Below are 7,592 nucleotides of genomic sequence, written 5' to 3'. Positions count from 1 at the left end.
TCCCGACGACAACCTCACCCACCCCGGGCCGTGGAACCCGGCGCCCACCCGACGCGACAGCCGGGTCGCCGGCCTGCCCGCCATCAGCTCCGGAAAGCAAAAGGGTCCACCGACTCCGTCGGCGGACCCTCGCGAAAGATCGAGGCTAGAAATTCCCCACGTACGGCCAGCTCGATTACCCAGTGGGCAGTCACACTCAGTAGCCTGCGTGGTGGCTCACAGGTCTGGCACAGGGGAGGTTATCGACGTGGCTCGTACCTGGCTGTCGATCCGGGTGGAGTTGGTCTCCGGTCACGGTGCGTACCTGTGGCCGCGTCCCGGCCGGGTGTTCGCCGCTGCTCGGTCGCATTCCTTCGTACAGCTCGCCTCAGCCATCGATCTCGCCTTCGCGCGCTGGGACTTAGCTCACCTCCACCTGTTCACGTTGTCCGACGCCGCACACGTCAGCCCGCTGGACTGGTGGGACGGCGAGGCCCCGGACGGCACCGTGGACGGCCATGTGACCAAGCTGAGCAGGCTGCAGGCCGGCGAACAGTTCGCCTATGTCTTCGACATGGGCGATGACTGGGCGCACCTGTGCACGGTGGCGGAGAAGCGTATTGATCCCCTCGAGGAACTCGGCGATGTGCCCGACCGCCCAGTTCCCTACTGGGGCTGGGGCAACCTCCCGGACCAGTACACCCGCCGTTGGGACGGGGATGACGGGGAGTCGCCGATGCCGAAGCGGCCGGCCCGCGGCCTCAGCGACCTGCCTCCGATCCTGCCGTTGTGGGGCGAACACCGCCGCAGGTGACCTAACCCTGCGTACACCAAGTGGCCGCCATGGGGAATTGAAGTGGCCGTGGTGGGGAGCCGAAGTGGCCGCGAGTGGGGAGAACTACTGACCTTGAATGCGTGATGTCGTCATGGTGGCTGGCGCCGGAGGCCGGTGCCGGTAAGGCAGCCGTCGAGGACGCCGGGGCGGTACTGGAGCTGGCGTATGCCGCGCCGGACGGCGGTGATCAGATCGTCAGGGTCGGCGAAGGCACGATTGGCCGTGGTGGTGCGTCGTAGGACGGACCAGATGCCCTCGACCGGGTTGAGGTCGGGTGCGTAGGGCGGCAGTTGGAAGACGGTGAGCCAGTCGCGGTCGGCGATGTAACGGCGCATGCCGGCCGTCAGATGAGTGTTCAAGTTGTCCCAGACCAGCACGATCGGGCCGCCGAGCTGCTGGTGGGCGGTCTGGATCAGGTCGCGGTAGTCCGAACGATCTCATCAAGCCGAAGGTAGTCAACGCACAGGTCAAGAAGACCGCGGACGGACAGGCCGAGCCACTGCCGCTCAAGGAGCGGCGTACCACGATCCGGCGACCGGGTCAGCCGTGAAGCCGCTGACACCGGACCAGATCCGCTTACGCGCCGAACTCGCCGCCGCCCGGGAGCAGATCGTCGCACTACTGCGGTCAGCGGTGGGCGATTCCCTTGCCATCGAACAGGCGCAGGCCGTGACGGAGGAGGCGCGGGCATGGCGTGGGGCGAACGCCTTCCGCCTGGTGCGCTATTTGTCCGAGCGACCCGATGCTCTGAGCATGCCCGTGCCGACTGCCCCACCTGTGTGGTGCGATTGCTGGCGGCGCCGGCCGCGGCCGGGCACGGGGACAAGGTCACCCTGGTGGCCTGTGGAGACTGCGGACGGACCAACCCTCTTCCCACCAACAACGGACCGGAGGGGCGGCTGTGTTCATGCTGCGCCGTCAGACGTGCCAAGAAGCCGTGCGCCCGGTGCGGCAAATTGGCCAGCATCTACGCCCGCCGACCGGAGGGCGGCATCTGCAGTCCGTGCAGGAACAAGGAGGCGGACGCCAAGGAGGAATGCGCCAGCTGCCGCCGGATGATGATCTCGTACCGGCGCCTTCCCGACGGCACCAGCCTCTGCCAGACCTGGACTCCCAAGAACCTTCAGCCGTGCTGCCGTTGCGGTCGGGTACGCCGGGTCAACGCACTGACCCCGACGGACCGGTCTGTGGCGGCTGCTACTCCAGCCCTGCCCGCCTGTGCGGTGTCTGCGAACAGATCCTTCCCACCGTCGCCCGGGCCGACGGCACCAGGCCGGACACCTGCGACCGGTGCTACAAGCGACACGAGAGGACCTGCGTCATCTGTGAAAGGGTCCGCCCCGGCCACCACATCAACGGCGGCCGGGGCTCGTTCCACTGCGACACGTGCCGCCCCCGTGAAAAGTGCCCATGCGTCCTGTGCGGCCGAGTCGGGGAGGTCAAGGTCTTCTGGCCGCGAGGCCCAGTGTGCATTTGCTGCTACAGAACAGCCCTGTCGACCCCTGCATCGTGCGCCTCGTGCGGTCGGCATCGCATTCTGATCGGCCAGACAGCCGAGGGAAGCCTCCTGTGCAAGGCGTGCTCGTTCCCCGACGAACCGGTCGAGCGCTGTTCGGCCTGCGGTGAGCCGGCGGACCTCTACTCCGGCCACCGCTGCCCCCGTTGCACCCTGGCCGCCCGTGTGAGCGATCTGCTTTCCATAGACGGCGCAAGCGTGGCCCAGCCGCTTAACTGGCTCTAACAATAGCTGTTTGATCATGTGACTGTCTGCTTGATCGTTCGTTGATGTGGTCATGGGGAAGCGTCAGTCGCGGCCGTGGATCGTGTCGGACGAACTGTGGTCGCTCATCGAGCCGTTGCTGCCCGAGCCGCCGCCGAAGCGGGTGGAAGGGCGACCTCGGGTGCCCGACCGTCAAGCGTTGTGCGGGATCCTGTTCGTCCTCCACGCCGGCATTCAGTGGGAGTACCTGCCCCAGGAGCGCGGCTTCGGCTCGGGCATGACGTGCTGGCGGCGTCTGGCGGCCTGGGACGAGGCCGGAGTCTGGGAGAAGCTGCACCAGTTGCTGCTGAACAAGCTGCGGTCGAAGAACCAGCTGGACTGGTCCCGGGCGGTGATCGACTCTTCCCACGTCCGGGCCGCACGCAGGGGCCCAAGAGCGGACCCAGCCCGGTTGACCGCGCACGGCCGGGCAGTAAGCACCACGTCATCACCGACGGCCAGGGCATCCCGCTCGCGGTGTCGCTGACCGGCGGCAACCGTAACGATGTCACCCAGTTGCTGCCGCTGCTGGACAAGATCCCGGCAGTGGCGGGAGCCGTGGGCCGGCCTCGCAGGCGGCCCGACATGCTCTTCGCGGACCGCGGCTACGACCACGACAAGTACCGCCGACTTCTGCGGCAGCGCGGGATCCGCCCGGTGATCGCCGAGCGTGGCCAGCCGCACGGTACCGGCCTGGGTACCTTCGGCTGGGTCGTCGAACGGACGATCTCCTGGCTGCATGGCTTCCGCCGCCTACGCATCCGGTGGGAACGACGCGACGACATCCACGAGGCCTTCGGACTCGCCGTCTGCCTGATCACCCACCGGCACGTCCAGAGGCTTTGTTAGGGCCAGTTGAGCCCCTCGCCGTCGTACTGGCCGACGCGGAGAACCCCTACCGCGTCCTGCAGTGGCTGCGCCGGAGCCCCGCCGCCCACCTCCTGCGACGCCTGGCCCTCGATCCCACAGCGCTGAACCACGACTCCCTCGACACGCTGCCGCAACGGGCTGCCACCGCCTACGTGCGCGGGCTGCTCGTAACCGCCGGCATTCTTCCGCCACGCGATGAGAATCTCGCCCTGCTCACCAACTGGGTGGCACGGACCGTGGCCGAACTCCCGGCACGGCACGCCAACCTCATCCGTCCGTTCACCGAGTGGCACATCATCCGCGACGCCCGCCGGCGCTCAGCCCGCGGCCGTTACACCTACGCCGCGCACAAAGGTGACTGCGGCCACGTGCTCGCCGCCATCGACTTCTTGGACTGGCTCGACTCCCAGCACCTGAGCCTCAGCGGGCTCCAGCAGCGACATCTGGACATCTGGACATCTGGGCGATCGACCGGCCAACGCTGCGCTCCCGTTCGATCCCCTTCCTTCGCTGGAGCACGGCGCGACGCCTCTGCCCGCCCGGTTTGGTCATCGAGCGCCCAGCCTCGCAACTCCCAGGCCACTTCCAAGCCGAGGACGAGGCCCGAAACGAACTGCGGCGCTGCTTCAACGACACCGCGTTACCCCTGGACGTCCGCGTGGCAGCTGCCCTCGTCCGTCTCTACGCCCTGCCCCTGACCCACATCGTCGAGCTCACCACCGACCGCATCCGACGCGACCAGGAGCACACCTACCTGGCGGTCAACCAGCACCCCTTCGTGCTCCCCCCGAAGCTCGCCCGTCTCATCGACGGTCAGCTCCTACACAGCACACCCCGGCACAGCACCACGACCGGGCATAGGTACCTCTTGCCAGGCCAAAGCCCTGGACGCTCGCGTAACCCCCTCGGCCTCGCTGACACCCTGAGACACCACGGTCTGCCCGCCCGCGCGGCTCGGAACACCGCCATGATGGACGCCCTGGCAGACCTACCGCCCATGGTCATCGCCGACCTGCTCGGCATCCACCCGAAAACAGCCGAACGCTGGGCCACGCTCGCCGGCGAGAACTGGTCCGAATACTTGTCCTCGCTGATGTGACCGGGCCGGGCTTATTGGACACTCCCGGGCGCCGCCCACGACGTCGGCGACGCGGCCGTTGATGGTGGCCCTGGCTGTGGGCGCCGCGTCCAGTGGCGGCAGCGCTCGCAACCACGGCACGGGGGGCGCGATTCTCTCTGGGGTGGGCACACGCCTGGCCCTGCTTGACTATCCGGATCGCTGACCCACATAATCGGATCAGTGGTCCGGTTTAGTGGACCACTGATCCGATACGAGAGTCCCCGCGTGCGGGAAGGAGGAACCGATGCCCCCACGCACGACGAGGGCGATCAGGGGCCACCTGTGCGGCGGCCCCGAAGTCCTGCGTGACGACGGGGTGCCGCTTCCCCGGCTCTCGGACAACGTGCTCGACCCTGTTTCCGCCGCAGGAGCGCGAAATAGGACCACTTCCAGGAGCGGGAACCAGCCCCTCTTGCATGTCCCGGAAAGACGCAAGCCAATGACGAACACCACGACCGCCAACCCCGCAGGACAGACCCCTGTCCGGATCTACACGCTCGACGGTGGGCTCACCGTGTTCCAGCAGGGAAGCATCATGTCGGACACGGGCGAGTTCCAGGACCGGCCTGTCCTGATGCCCGCCCCAGCCTTTCTGATCCAGCACGGAAACCGCTGGCTGCTGTGGGACACCGGCAACGGTGACCGCATCGCCGACCTGCCGGGCGGCTCGGAGCTCAAGTTCGGCGGGCGGTTCTCGGTGAGCCGCACGCTCAAGGGTCAGCTGGCAGAGCTGGGGCTGGAGCCCGACGACATCGAGTTCGTGGCGCTCTCTCACCTTCACCAGGACCACACTGGCAACGTCGGGCTCTTTCCCCAGGCGACCTTCCTCGTCTCGGCCGCGGAACTCGCGTTTGCGCGCCAGATCCCGACTCCGTTCGGCATCGACGGGGAGGCGACCGAGCTGCTCAACCGCTTCAAGGTTGACGCCCTGGACTTCGATCACGACGTCTTCGGCGACGGGAGCGTCACCATTCTGAGGGCGCCGGGCCACACCCCGGGCTCGCTCGTTCTCCTCGTCAAGCTCGAGAACTCCGGAGCGGTGCTGCTGTCGGGCGACCTCTTCCACCTGCGCGAGAACTACGAGAAGCAGTTGGTGCCGGTCCCGAATGCGAGCCGCGCCGACACGCTGGCCTCGTTCGACCGGTTCGCAAAGATCGTGGCGAACACCGACGCCCGCGTCGTGGTTCAGCACGACCCGGGTGACTTCGCCGGCATGCCGACCTTCCCGAAGTACCTCGACTGAGCCACCAGACGCAGGAATCCGATCCTGCCCCCGCGCCACAAGTCGGGCGTAGGAAGGCCCGCGGGTGCTCCGGTGCCGCCCGCGGGCCGACTCATCAGGACCCATTCACTCAAGGAGAATCCCGATGACCGACCTGACTCAACTGACCGACCGCATCGCCATAATCGAACTGGTCGACAGCATCTTCGACCACGTCGATGCGAAGGAATGGGAAGCCGCGGAAGTGCTGTTCACGGACAAGGTCCAGGTCGACTTCTCCGGCCTTGCGGACAGCAGAGCGGAAGAAACCACGAACGTTGATCTCGTCGGCGGCTGGCGCGCAGGCATGCACGCCAAGAAGTCGAGCTACCACTTTGCCGGCCACCACCGCATCAAGATAACCGGCGACGAGGCGTCCGTGAAGGTCAAGGGCTACACCTACAACCTCCTGGACGCCTCACTCGGCAGCAGGATGTGGGAGGTCTGGGGCCGCTACGAGTTCGCCGTCCGCCGCACCTCCGACGGCTGGAAGGCGACCGGCATGACCTTCACCGCGCTCCACACCCGCGGCGACGACACAGTCCGGACGCACACCCTGGACTCGTAGCGGCAACACGCCGGCGGCCCCACGGACAAGCAGGAGCAGTGGCCCGAAGACACCGAGCACTTCCAGCGGGGTACGCTTACTGGACCACTGATCCGGAAAGTCGGGAGAGGTAGATGCGGGTCGACGCCCAAAAGAACCGTGACCACCTGCTCGCAGTTGCGCGCACCGTCATCACCGAGCATGGCGCCGAGGCATCGCTGCGCGACATCGCACGCAAGGCCGGCATGGGGCTCGCCACGCTGCTCCGTCACTTCCCCACACGCGAGGCGCTGCTCGACGCGCTGCTCCGCTCGAGCTTCGACGAGCTGACGGCAAGGGCAGGCGAACTCGAAACGTCAAGCGCGCCCGAAGACGCTCTCGTTTCGTGGCTACGCGACTGCGCCGCGGTGGCACGCGAGTACCGGGGCGCCACGGAATTGATGGCGGCCGCCCTGGAGGACAGCGAGTCCGCACTCCATGCTTCCTGCGTCACCATGCGAGCGGCCGGCACGGGGCTCCTCGACCGTGCTCAGGCCGCGGGCACAGCGCGGGTCGACATCGATGGCACCGATCTGTTCGCGCTGGTAGCCGCGCTGGCCTGGCTGGGCGATCAACCCGCGTTCGCGCCACGCGCCGATCACCTCCTCGATGTCGTCGCGAGCGCGATCCTGACCGGTTGACAAGCGACGCCGAAGGGGAACGCCGGCGGCTCCCCGCCTGGCGAGTGTCCTTTGCGACGGGTACGCGAGGCCGAGGGCGTCCGCACCTCCGTCGTTGCTCCGGCAGTGGTGTACGGCAACGGCGGGGGCGCCGAATCAAGTCGCCGCCGGGCCGCGGTCCACGGGCAGTGTCCCTGCCCACACCATGATCGGCCCTGGGGACCAGCACTGGACCACGGTGCAAATACTGCAACTCTCGAATACCGACACTCCACCAGTGGACGGCCTGCGGGGCTTGTTCTTCCAGAGCAATACGACTTCTCCAGTTCCCTGGGCGTGGTTGCCGGGCGGTAGGGGGCCGGCACCACCCCCGTCCGGGTAGCCAGCTGGATGGTCCGCGGCGCCGGCCCTCCGTAGCGTTCCGGTCATGGAGATCACGAAGAGTGCGTTGTGGGGCCGGTCCGGATGGTGGCGTGCGGGGCTGGCCGTGGCCGGGGTCGCCGCGATCGGGGCCGCGTCGCTTCTGGCGCCGGGCACCACGGCCGAGGCCATGGGCGCCGGC

5 protein-coding genes and 2 pseudogenes are annotated in these 7,592 nt (G+C 67.7%); 6 read left to right on the top strand and 1 reads right to left on the bottom strand.

All coding sequences use genetic code 11. From position 1 onward, the window contains the following. Positions 1–247: 247 nt before the first annotated feature. Complete coding sequence (locus tag ACF1AG_RS34645; RefSeq protein WP_391811043.1) at positions 248–793, top strand: hypothetical protein; 546 nt, start codon at positions 248–250, stop codon at positions 791–793. A 110-nt stretch (positions 794–903) separates the two neighbouring features. Here the strand turns inward: ACF1AG_RS34645 and ACF1AG_RS34640 are convergent. Then, a pseudogene (locus ACF1AG_RS34640) lies at positions 904–1,242 on the bottom strand (transposase); the annotation flags it as partial. Between the two features lie 1,365 nt (positions 1,243–2,607). Between ACF1AG_RS34640 and ACF1AG_RS34635 the strand changes: the two are divergent. The 5 genes and pseudogenes from ACF1AG_RS34635 (at position 2,608) to ACF1AG_RS34615 (ending at position 7,051) form a co-directional block, all read left to right on the top strand. After that, positions 2,608–3,422 (top strand): annotated as a pseudogene (locus tag ACF1AG_RS34635) (IS5 family transposase). Positions 3,423–4,101: 679 nt separating this feature from the next. Next, complete coding sequence (locus tag ACF1AG_RS34630; protein WP_387799109.1) at positions 4,102–4,542, top strand: hypothetical protein; 441 nt, start codon at positions 4,102–4,104, stop codon at positions 4,540–4,542. A 460-nt stretch (positions 4,543–5,002) separates the two neighbouring features. Beyond that, positions 5,003–5,806 carry an N-acyl homoserine lactonase family protein gene (locus tag ACF1AG_RS34625; RefSeq protein WP_387799110.1) on the top strand — a complete coding sequence of 268 codons (804 nt, stop codon included), beginning with the start codon at positions 5,003–5,005 and terminating at the stop codon, positions 5,804–5,806. A 124-nt stretch (positions 5,807–5,930) separates the two neighbouring features. Next, positions 5,931–6,392 (top strand): nuclear transport factor 2 family protein, encoded by a 462-nt coding sequence (locus ACF1AG_RS34620; RefSeq protein ID WP_387799112.1) that lies wholly within the window; start codon positions 5,931–5,933, stop codon positions 6,390–6,392. A 113-nt stretch (positions 6,393–6,505) separates the two neighbouring features. Continuing rightward, entirely contained in the window at positions 6,506–7,051 is a 546-nt protein-coding gene (locus ACF1AG_RS34615; RefSeq protein ID WP_387799115.1) for a TetR/AcrR family transcriptional regulator, read from the top strand. Positions 7,052–7,592: the final 541 nt, after the last annotated feature.

The sequence above is a fragment of the Streptomyces sp. NPDC014764 genome (assembly GCF_043082785.1).
GTDB classification, from domain to species: Bacteria; Actinomycetota; Actinomycetes; order Streptomycetales; family Streptomycetaceae; genus Streptomyces; species Streptomyces althioticus.
Note: the sequence above shows the minus strand (reverse complement) of the source record. Positions and strands in the feature narration are given on the sequence as shown.